The sequence below is a fragment of the Streptomyces sp. NPDC017520 genome (assembly GCF_044329855.1).
Lineage (GTDB): Bacteria > Actinomycetota > Actinomycetes > Streptomycetales > Streptomycetaceae > Streptomyces.
In genome coordinates this window covers 1-16,708 of record NZ_JBIRKB010000035.1, presented here as the reverse complement: position 1 = coordinate 16,708, position 16,708 = coordinate 1, and the positions used below count along the sequence as shown (strand labels likewise).

18 protein-coding genes are annotated in these 16,708 nt (G+C 70.9%); 14 read left to right on the top strand and 4 right to left on the bottom strand.

Annotation, left to right across the window (positions count from 1 at the left end):
* Window positions 1–524 precede the first annotated feature (524 nt).
* From ACH4KB_RS37695 to ACH4KB_RS37685, 3 genes are all read right to left on the bottom strand, one after another.
* Window positions 525–806, bottom strand: coding sequence for a hypothetical protein (locus tag ACH4KB_RS37695; RefSeq protein ID WP_398071586.1), 282 nt, complete (start codon window positions 804–806; stop codon window positions 525–527).
* Complete coding sequence (locus tag ACH4KB_RS37690; RefSeq protein ID WP_398071584.1) at window positions 803–1,600, bottom strand: ParA family protein; 798 nt, start codon at window positions 1,598–1,600, stop codon at window positions 803–805. The genes ACH4KB_RS37695 and ACH4KB_RS37690 overlap by 4 nt, the downstream gene beginning before the upstream one ends.
* Before the next feature lie 486 nt (window positions 1,601–2,086).
* Window positions 2,087–2,827, bottom strand: coding sequence for a GntR family transcriptional regulator (locus ACH4KB_RS37685; protein ID WP_398071582.1), 741 nt, complete (start codon window positions 2,825–2,827; stop codon window positions 2,087–2,089).
* A 208-nt stretch (window positions 2,828–3,035) separates the two neighbouring features.
* Here ACH4KB_RS37685 and ACH4KB_RS37680 point away from each other — a divergent pair, with 208 nt between their 5' ends.
* From ACH4KB_RS37680 to ACH4KB_RS37635, 10 genes are all read left to right on the top strand, one after another.
* Window positions 3,036–3,266, top strand: a complete 231-nt coding sequence (locus tag ACH4KB_RS37680; protein ID WP_398071580.1) for a hypothetical protein — start codon at window positions 3,036–3,038, stop codon at window positions 3,264–3,266.
* The gene (locus ACH4KB_RS37675; RefSeq protein ID WP_398071578.1) at window positions 3,263–3,490 is read left to right on the top strand and encodes a hypothetical protein; all 228 of its coding nucleotides are present in this window, start codon (window positions 3,263–3,265) and stop codon (window positions 3,488–3,490) included. Before ACH4KB_RS37680 ends, ACH4KB_RS37675 begins: the two co-directional genes overlap by 4 nt.
* Window positions 3,487–3,729 carry a hypothetical protein gene (locus tag ACH4KB_RS37670; RefSeq protein ID WP_398071576.1) on the top strand — a complete coding sequence of 81 codons (243 nt, stop codon included), beginning with the start codon at window positions 3,487–3,489 and terminating at the stop codon, window positions 3,727–3,729. The genes ACH4KB_RS37675 and ACH4KB_RS37670 overlap by 4 nt, the downstream gene beginning before the upstream one ends.
* Entirely contained in the window at window positions 3,726–4,940 is a 1,215-nt protein-coding gene (locus tag ACH4KB_RS37665) for a hypothetical protein (protein ID WP_398071574.1), read from the top strand. The genes ACH4KB_RS37670 and ACH4KB_RS37665 overlap by 4 nt, the downstream gene beginning before the upstream one ends.
* A 43-nt stretch (window positions 4,941–4,983) precedes the next feature.
* Window positions 4,984–5,205 carry a hypothetical protein gene (locus ACH4KB_RS37660; protein WP_398071572.1) on the top strand — a complete coding sequence of 74 codons (222 nt, stop codon included), beginning with the start codon at window positions 4,984–4,986 and terminating at the stop codon, window positions 5,203–5,205.
* 92 nt (window positions 5,206–5,297) lie between these two features.
* The gene (locus tag ACH4KB_RS37655; RefSeq protein ID WP_398071570.1) at window positions 5,298–7,511 is read left to right on the top strand and encodes an FtsK/SpoIIIE domain-containing protein; all 2,214 of its coding nucleotides are present in this window, start codon (window positions 5,298–5,300) and stop codon (window positions 7,509–7,511) included.
* Between the two features lie 240 nt (window positions 7,512–7,751).
* On the top strand, window positions 7,752–8,336 hold the full coding sequence (locus ACH4KB_RS37650; protein ID WP_398071568.1) for a hypothetical protein: 585 nt from the start codon (window positions 7,752–7,754) through the stop codon (window positions 8,334–8,336).
* A complete protein-coding gene (locus tag ACH4KB_RS37645; protein WP_398071566.1) occupies window positions 8,333–8,692 on the top strand; it encodes a hypothetical protein in 360 nt (119 codons plus the stop codon). The genes ACH4KB_RS37650 and ACH4KB_RS37645 overlap by 4 nt, the downstream gene beginning before the upstream one ends.
* A gap of 552 nt (window positions 8,693–9,244) precedes the next feature.
* Complete coding sequence (locus ACH4KB_RS37640; protein ID WP_398071564.1) at window positions 9,245–10,774, top strand: protein rep; 1,530 nt, start codon at window positions 9,245–9,247, stop codon at window positions 10,772–10,774.
* Between the two features lie 23 nt (window positions 10,775–10,797).
* Entirely contained in the window at window positions 10,798–11,295 is a 498-nt protein-coding gene (locus tag ACH4KB_RS37635) for a hypothetical protein (RefSeq protein WP_398071562.1), read from the top strand.
* A gap of 446 nt (window positions 11,296–11,741) precedes the next feature.
* Here the strand turns inward: ACH4KB_RS37635 and ACH4KB_RS37630 are convergent, their stop codons facing one another.
* Window positions 11,742–12,293 carry a hypothetical protein gene (locus ACH4KB_RS37630; protein ID WP_398071561.1) on the bottom strand — a complete coding sequence of 184 codons (552 nt, stop codon included), beginning with the start codon at window positions 12,291–12,293 and terminating at the stop codon, window positions 11,742–11,744.
* Window positions 12,294–12,569: 276 nt separating this feature from the next.
* Here ACH4KB_RS37630 and ACH4KB_RS37625 point away from each other — a divergent pair, with 276 nt between their 5' ends.
* The 4 genes from ACH4KB_RS37625 to ACH4KB_RS37610 all read left to right on the top strand — a co-directional run bounded on the left by ACH4KB_RS37625 (window position 12,570) and on the right by ACH4KB_RS37610 (window position 16,688).
* A complete protein-coding gene (locus tag ACH4KB_RS37625) occupies window positions 12,570–12,959 on the top strand; it encodes a hypothetical protein (RefSeq protein ID WP_398071559.1) in 390 nt (129 codons plus the stop codon).
* Complete coding sequence (locus ACH4KB_RS37620; RefSeq protein ID WP_398071557.1) at window positions 12,956–14,815, top strand: relaxase/mobilization nuclease domain-containing protein; 1,860 nt, start codon at window positions 12,956–12,958, stop codon at window positions 14,813–14,815. The genes ACH4KB_RS37625 and ACH4KB_RS37620 overlap by 4 nt, the downstream gene beginning before the upstream one ends.
* Before the next feature lie 833 nt (window positions 14,816–15,648).
* On the top strand, window positions 15,649–15,897 hold the full coding sequence (locus ACH4KB_RS37615) for a hypothetical protein (RefSeq protein WP_398071555.1): 249 nt from the start codon (window positions 15,649–15,651) through the stop codon (window positions 15,895–15,897).
* Window positions 15,894–16,688 (top strand): Crp/Fnr family transcriptional regulator, encoded by a 795-nt coding sequence (locus ACH4KB_RS37610; protein ID WP_398071553.1) that lies wholly within the window; start codon window positions 15,894–15,896, stop codon window positions 16,686–16,688. The genes ACH4KB_RS37615 and ACH4KB_RS37610 overlap by 4 nt, the downstream gene beginning before the upstream one ends.
* Window positions 16,689–16,708 lie beyond the last annotated feature (20 nt).

The window sequence follows — 16,708 nt, the reverse complement described above, 5'->3', positions numbered from 1 at the left end:
GGCACGCGGTCCAACCGGTACTACGAGATCATGGACCTCAGCCACCTCCGGTCGCTGGCCCGATCGGATTCCTGAACTTCCTGTGCCCCCGACAGAGTCGGGGGCACAGCTGTGTTCGGCGGCACTTCATCTTCGGGTTCACTGCTGGCGCCTCTGACGAAGGCCAGCGCACCCTAGCCGTCACTGTGACGGCTTGATGGACCACCGAAGCCGTCACAGTGACGGCTAGGGTGTCGGGATGGGTGAAGAGTTGCCAGAGCAGAGGGTCGCCGGAGTTACGCACCTGTCGTGCGAGTGGTGTGGGGAGGCGGTTAGTCAGCTCGGGACGCGGGCACCGCGGCGCTACTGCAAGAGGAGCCACCGTCAGAGGGCCTTTGAGGCCCGGCGGCTGGGTGTGGCAATGCAGCGAGATCGAAGGTAGGTCGCCCTTACGCTGTCCTGCTCGGCGAACCGCAGTCGCCTTGTTCCCATTTCCTCCACCTGAACAGCTGGTTAGCCAGCTTGTTGGCTAGCTGGTTAGCCAGCTAGCTATCAGTGGTGTCGGCGAGCCAGCGTGTGATGGCCTGCTCCAGAGCGTCCTGCATCTCGATGCCCTGGAGTACGCAGGCGGCCTTGAACTGTCGCTGGAGATCGGGCGGGAGGTAGGAGCCGAACGGCACCCGGACCCGCTTCTCGGTGGTCTCGGTCCTCGATGCGGCCGGGCGCCCCGCGGTCTCATCGCCGACGCGCAGCCGCTCCGTGTTCGGCGTCAGAGCGGAGTTCGAGGCTGTGCTGCTGACCGTCTTCCTGGCGCGCCTCGGGCTCATGCCGGCACCGCCTTCAGGAACTGCTGGGCCAAGAGCTCGTACGTCGCGCGGATCTCGCCTGCCTTCTCGCCGCGGATCTCAGTGAGCGGCACTTCGTCGCCGTCCGCGTCGATCAGGAGCGAGCGGTGTTTCACGATCGGATCCCACACGAGGCCGCCGAACAGCTCCCGGACACTGTCGCGCTGGGCGGTGTGCGACGCCAGGGGCTGCATGGCGTTGATGATGACGCCGATCAGCTCCAGGTCCGGGTTGGCGAGGTCCGCGGCCCGCTTCCCGATGAAGTCACGTACGCGGGTGGCGGCCTCCACAGAGTCGTACTCCGGCTCGGTCACCGCGACCACGTAGTGCGCGGCGGCGAGGCCGAGCTGGGTGAGGTGGAACAGCGACGGCGGGCAGTCGATGAGCGTGTAGTCGAACGTGTCGTCGGCCCCGTCCAAGGCCTTGGCGAGCCGCCGCCATGCGCCGGCCACCCCGGCCTCCGCCATCCGGTTCTCCAGCTCCAGCCGCGCCGGGCACAGCGCAATCCGACTCGCGTACTCGACGTCCCAGCCGATGGGCTGAATCACCTGGGCGGCCACGCCCTCGCGGTCGGACTGGATCGCCTCGGAGATGGTGAGCTGAGGAGCGTCCGCGTCGTACGCCCAGCCGAGCCGACGAGACGCGTTGCCCTGCGGGTCCAGGTCGACGACCAGTACCCGGCGCCCTGCCTTCGCCAGCGCTTCCGCGAGCCGGATCGTCGTGGTGGTCTTCCCGACCCCGCCCTTGTTGTTCACGAACGCCACGCGTTGTGCCATCGCTGCCTCCTTGCTGATAGCTGGCTAGCCAGCTCGTCGGCTAGCCAGCATGCCAGCTAGCCCCCAGGTCACGAGCGCAAGGCTGCGTGTTGGCGGTACCGGTCCCCTTGGTCGACCGAGAGTTCAGCCACGACGAGACTGGGCCCGAAGCGGTACGCGACCCACACCGGCCGCAACCGCATCGCGGCAGCAGGAGCCCCCCGCCAGCCCATTCCCGGGCCGGGGTGGACGCCTCACGCTCCATCAGGGATGACGGCGGGGGTACGGCGGCCGACCCCGTACGAGGCCCGCAGGCGGCCGTGAGACGCCCCGCGACCCCACCCCTCTCGCCGCCAGCTGTCTTTTCCAGCCCGGCCGGTCCGCAGTCGCCAGCGCTCCAGGCCACGGAGGATTACGGGCAGATGGCGCCCACTCGGAACCGGGCTGGGGCACCCTGGACAGTACGAAGGCCCGCCCCACTGACCGGGGCGGGCCTTCGTGATGAGGTCATGCGTAGTTGTGCTCGACTGTCGTCCACCGGCCCCCGGCGGAGACGTACTCGCCGACCTCGATCACGGAGCCATCGGAATCGCGCAGGACGTTTCGGCCGATGGTGACCGGACTGCCGGGATCGATGCCGAGTTCCGCAGCCTGCTGCTCTGTTGCGACAGACGCGGTGGAGCTGTCGCTGCTGCTGACGCCCCGTTGCCCCGTGACTGCCTCGATCGCGGACGGAGTGCCCCCGGGAATCCGATCGGTGCTGAGCAGAGCAGGCACGGAGGAGGCGAGTTCGGGGACGAACCAACTGGTGCTTGCACCCACGGGTCCGGCTTCGTTGTGCGTGATCCGGTGGCGACGAACGGCTTCCGCGCCTTCTTCGATTCCGAGATGGTCAGCGACCCAGAGTGGCGGCACCGCCATACCTGCTTCGGTGATCTTGGCGAACTCGCCCGGCGCGTAGATCTTTCCGGTGGACAGCATCCGAGCGAACCGATCGCCCGCGCTGCGGTGCAGGGTGCTCTGGGTTCGGACGATGGTGCCGACGCCGACCACGGACTCGACGAGGCCGTCTGCGCGGAGCGCCGCCACGGCCTTCATGGCGGTCGCCTGGGAGATCGACCACTCGGTTGCCAGGTCGCGAACGGACGGGATTCGGTCGCCGTCGCGCAGCTCACCACCGACGATCTGCTTCCGCAGGGCGGACACAACTTGCAGGTAGGGCGGCGTGCGGTCGATCGCGGGAGCCATGGTGAGCCCTCCTTCTGGGTCTGTTCTAGGCCACTGCGCCTACAGGACTAGAGCGCTATGCACAGCGTATCTGTTGACGTGCTTAGTGTGCTAGTGCACTATCTACTCACTCGCTGTTACTCGGGTCTCACTCGGGAAGCAGCGCAGCCCCGGTGTTCACGCACCGGGGCTGCTGTTCGGGCCGTTCCACGTGAAGGAGTCACGACCCATGAATGACATCGTTGCTGGTCAGCTCATCGTTACGGCGGTCGAGCCGTTCGAGTCGCTGGAGTTCGACTCGTTGGCGGGGCAGGACGCGCTGCGGGGCATCGTCGCCGAGCTGGCGGCGGCCGCCGAGACCGACGTCGACGCCGAGGACCTGGACCACTACCGGGGCCTGCTGGCCGCGCCGGTCATCGACATCCGCTCCGCCCGGAGCCTGCTGGCGGTGGCGGCATGACGTACTTCCTGTTCCTCCTGTACCCGGGGATCTTCCGGATGGTCTGGATCCCGCTGTTCGTCGCGGAGTGCGTCGCCCAGTTCGTGTTCCACCGCCAGGACGTCGTGGCCGTCATCGCGGGAGTCCTCTTCTCGGTGGTCGTCGTCCGCTGGGCTCTCGGTTCCGTCTACGAGGTCTGCCCCGCCGACTGCGCGAAGTGCGCCGAGGACGGTGAGACGGCATGAGGTCCTTCGTCGTCCAGGCCGTGCTCGTGCTGCTGACCGTGCTGGAGATGGTCGCCGGTCTGATCGCCGGGTCGGTCGCGCTGGCGAGCCTCATCACGGAGGCCGTCGCCCGTGCCGCTTCTGCCGGCACCACCGGGTTCGCCCGCCGGGTCGGTGCCGACCCGGTGTCCCTGCGGCTGCGCGACGAGCTCGCCGCCGTTCTCGCCACCACCATTTCGACGCCGGGGGGCACCCGATGAGCTACCGCGAGGAGAAGCGCGCCGACCAGACGGCCGCCCGTGACGCCGCCCGCGAGGACCGCAAGCTGGAGCTCCAGACGCAGTTGGAGGCCGAGCGGCTGCGGGCCGAGGAGAAGCGGGCCGACGCGGCGGCGAAGGCCGAGCGGGAGGCGAAGGCGGCGGAGGCCAAGCGCCGCCAGGAGCAGGCCGACCGGAAGGCGGCCGACGCGAAGAAGGCCGCGAAGAAGACGGCGGCCGCGGCGAAGCGGGCCCGTCAGGTGCGGTGGCTGAAGGCGAACCCGGCGACGCTGTTCGTCGCGTTCGTGATGGTCGCCTCGATCGTCCCCGCCGTCGTCTCCCAGGTCGCCGCTCTGTCCGACGCGAACGTGGACGTGCTCCTGGCGGCGCTGCTCGCGGCGATGCTGGAGGGCGGGGCCTGGGCGGTCACGTTCATGGGCAAGCAGGCCGAGGACGCGGGCCGCGAGACCCGGAAGTACCGCATCGCCACCTGGGCCACCGCTTCGGCGGCGGCCGCGGTGAACTTCTGGCACGGGCTGGAGGCGTACTCGGCTCACCCGTGGGTCGCGTTTGTGCTGGGCGGGTCGTCGCTGTTCGCGATCTACATCTGGGACATGAAGACCCACGGGTCGCACGGCCCGACGCGGGCCGAGCGGCGCGAGGCCAAGGCCCGCAAGGCGCACGAGCAGGCACGGCGCAAGGACCACAAGGAGATCGCGCAGCAGGCGGACCGGCTGAAGTCGGCGATGCCGTTCGGGGCGATCAGCGACGAGCAGGCGTTCGCGGCCGCGTGGCGGATCCACAAGGGTGCCGAGCCGGGTCTCTCCGCCGAGCTGTACGCCACGGCGACGAACGCGGTGCTGTCGCTCGGGGCGGCGTTCGAGCTCGGTGAGCACGTGCGCCCGGAGCTCCTGGAGACCGGTCTCCAGGCCGCCCGGCTGAACCCCTTCCCGGAGCTGGCCCCGACCGCCGGATCCCAAGCGGGAATTGGGGACCACGCTCCTCAGACGCCCGCTCAGAAGCCGGTCGCCGGGCGGTCGGACGAGGAGCTGGAGCAGCTTCTGCCGGACGCTCTCGCGGCCGCTGCCGCGCTCGTCGCGGAGGGCAAGCAGATCTCCGCGACCGGGCTCGCGAAGAAGCTCCAGATCCGCCGCGAGGACGCCCTGAGGCTGCGCGACCGGGTCATCGAGGAGCGCACGATCCGCGCCGCCTGACCCTCCCCCACCGTCCGTACGACCCGAGACCGGGAGTCACCTCATGACCGCTCAGCCGACCGTCATCGCCCGCTTCCTGACCCTGGCCGCCGAGATCACCGGCGACCACACGATCACCGTCGACGTCACCACCGACGACGGGTGGGCCACCGCCGACTGCACCGCCTGCCCCGCGCGGTCCCAGACGCGGGACCTCCACGACCGGGCGCTCCCGTGGGCGGAGAAGCACTCCGCCGCGTGCCGCGCGATCCCCGCGAACCGCTGACCCTCTCTCACCCCCGCTGAACGCGAGGCCCGGCCTCCCGCCTGGCAGCTACGGGCCGGGCCTCGCCACTCCCCTGAAGGAGCAGACACAGCATGACCGAGATCCAGCAGACCCCCACCCCCGTCCCGGCCCCGGCGCCGACGCTCGCGACCGTGACCGTCCTGCCGACCGCGCGGCCGGCCGACGACGTCGACACCGAAGCCGCGGTTCTCGACTCCGCCCGCCAGGTCCTGGCCGACGTCACCGTTGCACCCGCCGAGGTGGCGGTCGAGAAGACCGTGGACCTGGACGCATTCGACGACGCGCCGCTGCTGCCCGCGTGGATGAAGTCGCCGGAGGGCTGGGCCGCCTACGCCGGGGTCTTCTACCGGGCCCGGCGTCGGGGCTTCCGCCGCTGGGTGCGCCGGCAGAACACCGAGCGCGGTCACGTCCGGCAGTTCGGCCGGGGCTCCCGCCGGGCGCACGAGTGGGTCATCGGCTTCGAGGGCGTCCGCGTCCAGGGCGCCGCGCACACCGCCCACGTCCTGACCCGCGAGGCGAGGGCCGCCGCCCGCTCCGCCCGCTTCACCCCCAGGATCCTCGGCACGAAGAAGGAGCTGGCGATGAAGGCGGCGGAGAAGACGCAGAAGGCCGCCGAGGAGGCCGTGGCGCTGCACAAGAAGGCGCGCAAGGACCGCAACCGGGTCCGCAACCTCCGGGCCGCCGTGGTCTACGGTCCGCCGCTGACGGCGATCGGCGGCGGCTACCTGGCCACCGGGCTCCTGGGCGCGGCCGCCGGCACGCTGGCCACGTTCGCGGGCGGCGCGTTCGCGGGCCGCTCCCCCTACGAGGAGGAGTCCGACTGGTCGGCCGACTGGCGGTCCCTCGGTGACGGCGACCGGATGAGTGCCCCGCTGCTGGACGCCTCGTTCAAGGCGGCGAAGGTCATCGGGTCGGACGAGACCTTGCGCATCGTGCAGATGCCGATGCTCGACGCCCGGGGCGCGTGGTCGACGGTCATCGACCTCCCGCCGGGCATCCCGGCGAAGAAGGCGATGCGGGCGGTCGACGAGCTGGCCGCCGCGTTCGGGGTCGAGGCCGCGCAGGTGACGGTGAGCAAGGCGGGCCGGTCCGGTCGGATCGAGCTCTACGTCTCCAAGTCGCTGCCCTTCACCGACAAGCCGGGCCGCGGCCCGCTCCTGGAGCTCGACGGCGCGGCCGACTTCTGGGGCCGGATCGCGATCGGCCCGGACGTGCGGGGCGAGCGGGTCTCGATCAGCGTCGTCGAGCGCTCCGGCCTCGTCGGCGGCGAGCCCGGGGCGGGCAAGTCCGCGTCCGGGAACACGATCCTGCTCGCGGCCGCGCTCGACCCGCGCGTGATCCTGTGGCTCGCGGACGGCAAGGGCGGCGGCGACCTGGAGCCCTTCGAGCCGCTGTGCGAGGAGTTCGAGGGCGACGCCGACCCGGAGGCGTTCTACGAGATGCTCCAGGCCGCGATCGCCGACATGAAGCGCCGGTACGCGCTGCTGAAGAAGCTCGGCAAGCGCAAGGTCGACGAGTCCCTCGCCAACAAGCACCCGGAGCTGCGGCAGAAGCTCGTCTGGGTCGACGAGCTGATGTTCTACACGACGGATGAGGACTTCGGGAAGAAGATCACCAAGGCGCTCCGCAACCTGGTCTCCCGTGGCCGGGCGGCCGGGATCGTCACCTTCTGCGCGACGCAGAAGCCCGGGTCCGACGTCGTCGACACCAGCCTCCGGGACCTCCTCTCCATCCGGTGGGCGCTGCGGTGCACGACCCCGGAGGCGTCGGACACGATCCTGGGCAAGGGCGCGGCCGCCTCCGGCTACTCGGCCAAGACGATCGAGTCGGAGATGCGCGGGGCCGGCCTTCTGTGGGCCGAGGGCACCAACCCCCGGATGGTCCGGGCCGACTACTACAGCGACGAGCAGGTCAACGAGCTCCTGGAGCACGCGGCCGATCTGCGGACCAAGGCGGGCACGATGCCGCGCGGCCCGCTCTCGCTCCCCCAGCGGCTGCGCGAGCTGGGCGACGACGACGCCCGGATCCTCGCCGTCGTCATCGAGGCGTTCGACATCTACTCGGCCACGGCCGGGGAGGACCTGGACTGGCTGCCCGGCGCGGCGATCCTGGCCACGCTCACGGCGTCGGGCCTGAACGTCACGGCCGAGAAGCTCGGTGCGCTGATCGTCCGGACGGACGAGGAGAAGAAGGCGAAGCGGGCGTGGGAGGGGAGCCGGGTCTCCGGCTACCTGCTGGCCCGGGTCGAGGCCACGATCACCGGCCGGTGGGGCCTGACCACCTGATCCAGCCCGGACAACCCTCGGACGCCCGCCCTAGTTTGGTGGGATTTGCCCCCTGGCGGGGCGGGCGTCATCCCGGCCCGGTCGCCCGAGTCCCGGACGCCCCGCGTCCAGGTCGGCCCCCGCAGCGTCCGAGATGGCCAACGCTCTGACCTGCGACGACGTGAACGCGTCCGGGCTCCGTCCAGGCCGCAGCACTCCCCCAAACCGGTATATAGCGCACTGCGCTGAGGAGTCGTCACCATGACCAGCACCCTGCTCCCCCCGGCACCCGCACCGGCCCCCGGCATCGACGCCGACGCCGCCCAGCTCGTCCTCGACATCGAGCACTACCTCGCCGCCCGCACCCGCACCACCGCCCACCCGCTCGTCACCAAGACGACCGCCGAGCTCGTCGCCGAAGCGCTCGGCACCACGGGGCCGGCCACCGCCCCGGCGCCCGAGCTCCCCGGCCGGGTCCTGCGGATCCTCCCCGACTGGGTGCTCCGCTTCCCGATCGTCCGTCACCGCCACGGCTGCGCCCGGCCCGTGACCGTCGCCGAGCACCTGGAGCTCACCGCCCTCGTGATCGAGCGCTACGGCTGGGCCCAGGGCACCCACCGCACCACCACCGGCCGCCGCTGCATCCTCGGAGCACAGGCCGTCCTCTACCGCCTGGGCATGGGCGACGACACCACCGTCGCCACCGCCGGACAGCACCTCCAGGACGTACTCGCCGCCCGCGGCTGCACCAGCACCTACGCCAGCTGGAACGACCACCCCGACCGCACCCGGCACGACGTCCTGGCCCTCATCCGCGACGCCGCCCGTACGGCGGTGACCCGATGACTCGCAAGCACGCCATCGTTGACGCCGCACCCTCGCTCGTCGTGAGCCACGGGGCCGACTTCTTCGGCGAGGACCGCCACCCGCTCGCCGCCGTCCAGGCCCTGGGCCCGTACGTCGAGAACGCCGTCTCGTACGTGGACCGGCCCACCGTCGCCCCGCTCGTCAAGACGCTGGAGGACCTGAGCGACCGGACCTTCCCGGCCGCCGACGCCGCCCAGCTCTCCGAGCAGCTGCTCAAGGTCGCCCGCAACCGGCGCATCAAGCCCGCAGTCGCCGGTCTCGCCCGCGCCCTGGCCGACGCCGCCGCCCGCGCCGCCGCCGACGACGAACCGTGGACCTGGACCATCACCGCCTGACACCTCGAAGCCCCGCCCAGACCCGGGCGGGGCTTCTTTCGCACCGTCAATTCACACCAGCCACATAGCCCTCGGGCGGGGCGGGGGCAACGAATGGCTCAACTAGTGCCAGGATCATCACAAGCAAAAAAATGGCGCGACCCAGGGGGCCTAATCCCTGAATCGCGCCACGTGAGTCCGACCAACCGAGCTGCTAAGACCAACCAGAACGGACCCAACGCTGTGCCTACCAGCGTAAGGGACGCTTCGGCGTCCGCGACACCCCAGACTTCCGACGCGCCGCGTGATGACCCCGCTGCCGTCCCTCCCGCCCGAGGCGCTGTACGCCCCGCTGAGCGCCCCGCCGGGCCTCGGTGTCACTGCGGGACCCCGATCACCCACACGCCCGGGAAACGGCCGCGTGTGTACTGCTCCGACGCATGCCGGAAGCGGGCGAAGCGCGCCATCGCCAAGGGCGAAGCCCTGGCGGCCCAGCCCACCACGACCGCCACGGCGGCACCGTCCCGGACCAAATCCGGACACGGCCTTGGTACTACCGCGAAAACTACGGACATGCAGGTCAGCGGCCTGCATCAGAGCGGCGAAACGGACAACCCGGGCAGCCGCACGGCAAAAAGGGACGCGGCCCCGTTCAGCGGGGGCGTCCCCGGCGCGAAGCCGGAGACCGGCACGGACACGGCCGCCCGTGACGTGGCCTTCCTCCTCCGGGAGTCGCTCCGACCGCTGTCCGGCCTCCAGAGGCTCGCCGACTGCGGGCTGTCCGTCCTCGCGGGCGGCGTCACCCCCGTGATCCGCAACGGCCGGGCAGGGTTCGCCGGAGTCGTCACCTGCGGCTCGGTCCACGTCTGCCCCTGCTGCTCGACCTCGATTCGCCGCGTACGGCAGGACGAGCTGGAGCAGGTCGGGGAGTTCTGGGAGTGCCAGTCCTGCGGCCTGGTGATGATGACGCTCACCATGCGGCACTACCTCCGGGACCGGCTCGACGACCTGCTCGGCAAGCAGCGCGAGGCGTGGAAGCGCGGCTTCGGCCAGAACGCGGGCCGGGCCTGGCGCGACGCGAAAGCCGCGTACGAGATCCGCGGCTTCGTCCGGGCCTGGGAGGTCACCCACGGCTCGAACGGCTGGCACGTCCACTACCACGTGCTGCTGTTCCTGGCCCGGCCCCTGGCGGCCGGTCAGGTCCAGGAGCTCCAGCACCTCGCATTCGAGGTCTGGGCCGCCGCCCTGGTCAAGGTCGGGGCCCGGATGCCGGTCGAGATCAGCGAGAAGGACGGCAAGCCCGTCGCCGTACGGATCGACGCCCCCGACCGGGGCGAGTCCGGCAAGCTCGCCCGCTACCTGATGAAGGGCCAGAACGGGAAGGCGAAGTGGGGCATCGCCCACGAGCTGACCCGGCAGGACATCAAGCAGGGCCAGGGCGGACACCGCACCCCGTTCGAGATCGCCCGCGCCGCCACTGCCCCGGACGCCGACCCGTACGACGTCCAGCTCTGGCAGGAGTTCGTGGCGGCCGCCGTCGGCATCCGCGCCCTGTACTGGTCCAACGGACTGCGCGCTCTGCTCAAGGAGATGGGCTTCGAGCTGGACGACCGCGCCGACGGCAAGGTGGCCTCCGACGAGGCATCGGCCGGGACACCGCTCGCCCGCATCCCCGCCTCGACCTGGTACCGGTACATCGCCCGGCACCCCGGCCGACCGCTCGCCCTGCTGCACGCCGCCGAGAAGGGCGGGGCCGCCGCCGTACGCGCGCTGATCGAGACGTGGGGACTCACCTGGGGTCTCGACGTCCAGGAGCCCGACGTCTTCGAGGCCGGGACCGTCCCCACCGCCGACGAGGTCCTCCAGAGCATGGAGCGCGAAACCGTCGCGGCCCGCATGACCGTCTGGCGCGACGAGTTCGACCGCCAGGACCGTGAACGCCGCGCCAACCGGATCGTCCGGCAGGCGCCCGGAGCCTGGGACGCTCGCAAGCACGCCCAGGCCGCCGCCGACGCGGCCCGGACTTCGGACGGGCCCGAGACCTTCCTCAGCCACCTGCACCGAATTCGCCGCGAAGCACTCACAGCCTCAGCACCCTTGTAGTCACACCGACTGGAGGACCTGTCATGACCGTTCAGCCCGATCTCATTGACGCTTCCGTCCACCTCGCCCGCGTCGTCGCGGCCGGCCGCGCCACCCGTGAGGAGGCCGAGCAGCTCGTTCACCACGGCGCGACGATCGCGGCCAGGGCCTCCGCGATGCGCGGCGGCCAGAGGCACAGCTCGGACGATGACGCCCCCGCTGCCATCAAGCTCAGGAACGCGGCGGGCGGCGGCGGCGGCACCGTCGCGACGGCGGGCGAGATCCGAGCCGCGCTCGCAGAGCGACCCATGGCCGCGCACGACTACCTCCGGAGCTTGTCCCTGGCCACCCTCCCGGCATGGCCCCTCCCCGACGACGACGCCACGGTGGTCGTCGTCTACCGCGGCGGTGCCAGCGGGTTCGGTGGGCTCTGGGAGGCGATCGGCAGCGGCGACGAAACGGAGATCGCCCGCGCCGTCAGCAAGGCGCGGGACCTGGTCCTCGGTCCGTCGATCGTCACGCCCAAGGGCCTGGGCGACTGACCGCCCGGTGGTCCGGCGGGGCAGCCGACGCAAGCGCCGGCACCGGAGCCCGGGGGGCTCCGGGCGGTGGTCGGCCGGAGCCGGTGACCGGACGCGGGAGCGTCCAGGCCGAGAAGGCGCGGGCGGTCGCCTGACCCTCCGCCCGCGCCAAAATCTCGGCAGCGAGGTATGTCGGTGCGCTTCGCTTACCGGCCCTCGCCCCACGGCGGCGCTCCGCTTGCCGGGGGACACCGCCCCGTTGGGGCGGTCACCGAGACGGCCTTGAGGGCCGCTCGGTGCGTGGGTGGTCGCGGCCGTCGGCCCCCGGCAGCACCGCCACCCGGCACCGCCAGAGCACCGCCACCCGCCACCCCGGGTGGCGGTCGCTCGGTGGTGCCGGGTGGCGGTTGTTCCACGGAGAAGGGCCCCGCCAAAATCGGCGGGGCCCCTCCTGTCGTCCGGCAGGTTCAGCCGCGGAACAGCGCCTTCGCGAACCGCTGGTGTGCGGCCTGGCGGCTGGTGCCGAGGGCCTGCCCGATGTCCTCCCAGCTCCCGCCGTTGTCGCGGGCAGCGGTGACCGCCCGCTGAAGTGCTGCACTGCCGAGCTTCTCGACCTCAGCGGCGGCGGCCGTAGCCGCGATCGGGCGCGAGGACGTCAGCCCGGCCAGCAGCCGTCGGACGGTGGCGATGGCGTCGGTGAGGTCCTCCGGGACGGCCGTGCCCAGAAGCGGGGCGATGTGCTGGCGCTCCCAAGCCCCGTACGGGAAGGGGGCATCGCTGCCGTACTCGAAGCCCTCCGTCCCGTCGTGGTCGGTGACGTCGACCGGGAACATCTCGGAGGACCGCCACCCGCACGCGCACCCGGCGCGGACGGCGACCGCGCGGGGCCATCCGTCTTGCCCGTCGTACAGCCACCAGGCGCTGTTGCCCTTGATGGGGGCGGGCTCGGTGCCGTCGCCCATGACCGCCACGGCGTACCCCTCGTGGTCGCTGCCGAACTGATCCGTCTGCCAACCCATGTAAAGACCCCTTGACGTCGAATGCCAGACGTACAGAATCCTTGACGCACCATCTGAATGTCAAGAGTCCTTTACGGTCCCCCGTACGCGTCAACAGGTCTTGACGGAGCTGCGTGTTGAGACCGGCAGATTCAGGAATGCCTCGGTGTGTGATCTGTGCTGGTTTGTCTGGCCGTTGGGTCGTGATGCATAGGTGTGGGTGATCCGGCAGGGATCGGCTGGTACGACTGTGGGTCGGTCGCCAATTGGCGACTGGTCACGGTCGGAGGGGAACGAATGGCACGCGGGACGCCGGGGTCGAAGCGGGGGCACACGGTGTCGGTGCGGCTGTCCGATGAGGAGCGGGAACGCTGGGAGGCGGCCCGTGGTGAGTCCGGCCGCCGGGAGATGGGCGCGTGGGTGCGGGCCGTAGTCGAGGACGTCCTCGCGGACCGGACCGAGGGCGACGCCCCCGGTGCCGAGAAAGGGCCGGCCCCGCTCCCCCCGATCAACCAGGACGCGTACGACGAGCTGTGCCGGATCGGCGCGAACCTCAACCAGCTCGTGCGCTACACCCACCAGGACGGGCAGCTCCACGCCGCCGTGGAGGCCGCCCTGTTCGAGGTGGGCAACGCCGCCCTGGCGGTGAGGGGCATCGAGCCGATGCGGCCCACGGACCCCGAGTGATCGCCAACATCACCAAGGGGCGCAGGGCGGTTGGGGCGCTGATCTACGACTTCGGGCCCGGCCGCCGGGATGAGCACATCAACCCGCGGATCGTCGCCGGGAACGTCACCGGCACCCCGCTCCAGGTGGCCCGGGCGATCGACCACACCGCCCGCCGGCGGCCGGGCATCGCCGCGCCGATCTGGCGTACGTCGCTGTCCCTCCCCGACGAGGACGGCATCCTCCCCGACGCCCAGTGGGCCACCATCGCCACAGCGTTCATCGCGGACATGGGCTTCAGCGACGCGCCGTGGGTGGCGGTCCGTCACGGCGACGACCACATCCACCTCACCGTCTCCCGCGTCGACTGGTCCGGGCAGCTGCTCACCGACCGGTGGGACTACCGGCGTGCCCGCGAAGCCGCCGACCGCCTGGAGGAGGAGCACGACCTGGTCCGCGCCCGCGACCGCTTCCGCGCCGAGGGCCCGCAGGTCCGCAACAACGAGCTGGAGGCCGCGAAGCGCCGGGGCCGGGGCCCCGATGCGGACCGGCCGCCGGAGCGCGAGGAGCTCCGCCGCCTGGTCCGCGAAGTGCGCGATGCCAGCCGCGGACTCGGCCGCGCGGCGTTCGAGTCCGGTCTCGCCGACGCGGGCGTGCACTTCCGGGCGAACGAGGCCAGCACGGGCCGGATGAACGGCTACAGCTTCACGCTCGACGGCCTGGTCGACGGCGCGGGCGAGCAGATCTGGCACACCGCTTCGAAGGTCGCCAAGGACTTGAAGTGGGCCCAGCTCAAGGACGTGATCGGAGACGGGCCGGACGCGGCGGCCACCGCCGAATTCGTCGACCGGGCCACGGAGATGTTGCGCCAGGGCCGGATCGAGCGCGGGGCCGGGCAGCCCGGCGACCACCCGGCGCTCAGCACCGACCCGGCCGCCCGGATCCTGGCCCAGTGGCGGGCCAAGGCCGCCGGGCAGGAAGCGCCGGCGGACGCGGTGCCGACGCCGGAGCCGGAGTCGGTCCCGGCCTGGACCGACCGGCGGCGCCGCCCGCACGGGACGCTCGCCACCGACTCCATCCCCGCCGAGATCAAGGCGGCCCACCGCCAGATCAGCACGTGGCAGGACGAGATGGAGACCGCCCGGTCCAACGCCCGTACGTGGGACGGCATGGCCACCGGAGCCGTCACCGGTCCCCGCGTCCGCGACCTCCACCAGCTCGCCGCGCAGATCGAGAAGGCGCGGCCGCACATCGAGGCCGAGGTCACCGCCCGCAAGGACCGTGAAGCCGCCGAGACCGCCGCCGACGCGGCTCGCAAAATGCTGCGGGAGGCCAACCGGCTCAAGGGGCTTGGGTGGCTCGACCTCCGGCGCGAGGGCACCAGCCGCAAGGCCGAGGAGAAGAAGGCGGCCACCGCCAGCGAGGCCATCCACGCGTACGTGGAGCAGTCCAACAAGGCGATGAGCCGCGCCGCCGACGCCTCCCGCGCCGCCCAGAAGGCATCCGGCCTCCCCTGGGCCGAGGGCGAGGACCGGCGGCTCCGTGCGGAGTGGCCGCAGCTCCTGGACGACGCCCAGCGCGGCGACCAGGACGAGGGCCGCGCCCGGCGCGACACCGAGCTGGCCCGGGTCGAGGACCTTGCCCGCCGGATCGCCGGAGCGGAGACCCGCATCGACCGGCTCGGCCAGGAGGCCGAGCTGCGCCGCACGATGCCCGCCGGACAGCGCCAGGCCGAGGCCCGCGCCCGCAGCGCCGCCGCCCGCAGCACACCGCCGACCGCCCGCCGGCGGAAAGCACCGCCGCGGTCGCAGGGCGAGCAGCCCGCCCACCTCCGGCGCAGGCCGCCGTCATCCGGAGGTCCGGGAAAGACCCGCTGACCACCGGTGGTCGCCGGGGGGCTTCGCCGCCCCCCGGGCCCCCGCTACGGTCGGCATCACCCGGCGCGAGAAAGGCATCGTCGTGGCCGACACCGGTCGCGCCGGGCGACACCGCCCCCGCCGCCCCCCGGATCGCTGCGGGAGTGGTCGTAATCGCTACTGGACCAACTTCGAGTACACGCCGTTTGGACCTCCGTGACGTGAGTTGGTCCTCTACGCTGATGCCCGCCGGGCATCAGCGTAGAGGACCAACTTTCGTCACTCTGCAGGCTCTTCAATTCGCAACTCCCGCTCCTTTGCCGGTACTCCAGTGCCTGCAAAATCCTTTCCTGTAGGGAAAATGAGCACCGCGTACGCCGGTTTCCCTCCCAGTGAGGGTTTTGATCCGCGTTCGAGGTGTGCACTGTTCTTCAGCTGACACGGCTTTGGAATGGTCTCGCTCAGCTTCGAGGTCCTCTCTGGGGGTGGCTCCCCTGAAGACCTCTCGTGCTATATGGCACTGATCAAGGCGGGCCGCACCCCTTCGAGGGTGCGGCCCGCCTTGCTTCGTTCGTAGCGCCGTCTCCAAGCCCAACAGCCGTCAGCGCTGGATTTGTTGAACAGCGAACCTCGGCTTCTACAGCCGAGGTTGTTGAGGTATTCCCTACGCACGGAACGAAGTTGGGGCTCTGGCACACGGTTGGAGTATCCTGCTCGCTAACCGGTTCGACCCCCTGCCAAGGGATCGCGCTTAGCCGGCCATGCATCGAGACCATTCCAAAACTGCGTTCAAAGCTGGGCCCTCCTTTCGAGGTTGGCCCAGCTGATCGCTCGTACCCATAGGGGTATCTGTCGTGTCCGAAGAGATTCTCGCGGCTGTCTTGATCTTCGCGATCGTCATGGTGGCGGCCTGCTTCGTCGTCCGCCATCTCAAGAAGACTGCTGGTCGCATCGCCGTAGTCATCGGGGCTCTGGCCCTTCTCGTGGGCGCCCTGGTGCCTGTCATCAAGGTCCTCGTCGAGCCTCAGTCCCCTCCGGCCGGCCAGGTTGTCGCCCCGGCCGTTCCTCCTGCGGGCGCTGGTACGACGGAGGTCACCCGATGACCGACATCGTCACTGTCTACCCGGCTCCAGAGTCCCGGCCCTGGGCGGACAGGTCTGTCTCCACGTACCTGAAGTCGCTGGGCCTGCCTCCCTACTCGATTGAGTCCCTGCTGGCCGCAGCCCGGATCCACCCTGCTCGGGAAGGACACGTGCTTGCGTTCGGCCCGGAGTGGATCCACATCATCACCCGTGGCGTCGTCAAGGAGACGACCTCTCACGGCACCACCCGCCTCTGGCGCAAGGGGATGATTCTCGGTGACGTCAGCAGGGTGATGCTGAGGAAGGCAGCCATCGATCCGTCGGCTCAGGGCACCGGCCCCCGCCTGACCTTCCTGACCGTCGGCGCCACTCTGAGCATCACCGCCCGCACGTTCGGGGCTCTCATCGAGAAGGACCCGGTGCTCGCGCTCCTGCTGGCGAAGCTCACCAACGACCGCTCCCAGACGGTCGAGGCGGTCTACTCCATCTCGAAGGCAGATCCGGTAGTCCGGGTCGCCCGGCTCCTGGACTATCTGGTGGTTCAGCGGTCTCGTCGTGATGGAGTCGAGCGCGTCAGGTGGAATCGGAAGGGGGTGCACCCGGTACCCGCCGGAGCGGTCGTCCTTTCTGGCCCCAGTCAGGCTGACATCGCTGAGGTGCTCGGGCTCGGTCGGACCACGGTCGAGAAGTCCATCGCCACCCTCCGCAGTGAGGGAATCCTCAATGCGCTGGAACCTGGCACGCGGTCCAACCGGTACTACGAGATCATGGACCTCAGCCACCTCCGGTCGCTGGCCCGATCGGATTCCTGAACTTCCTGTGCCCCCGACAG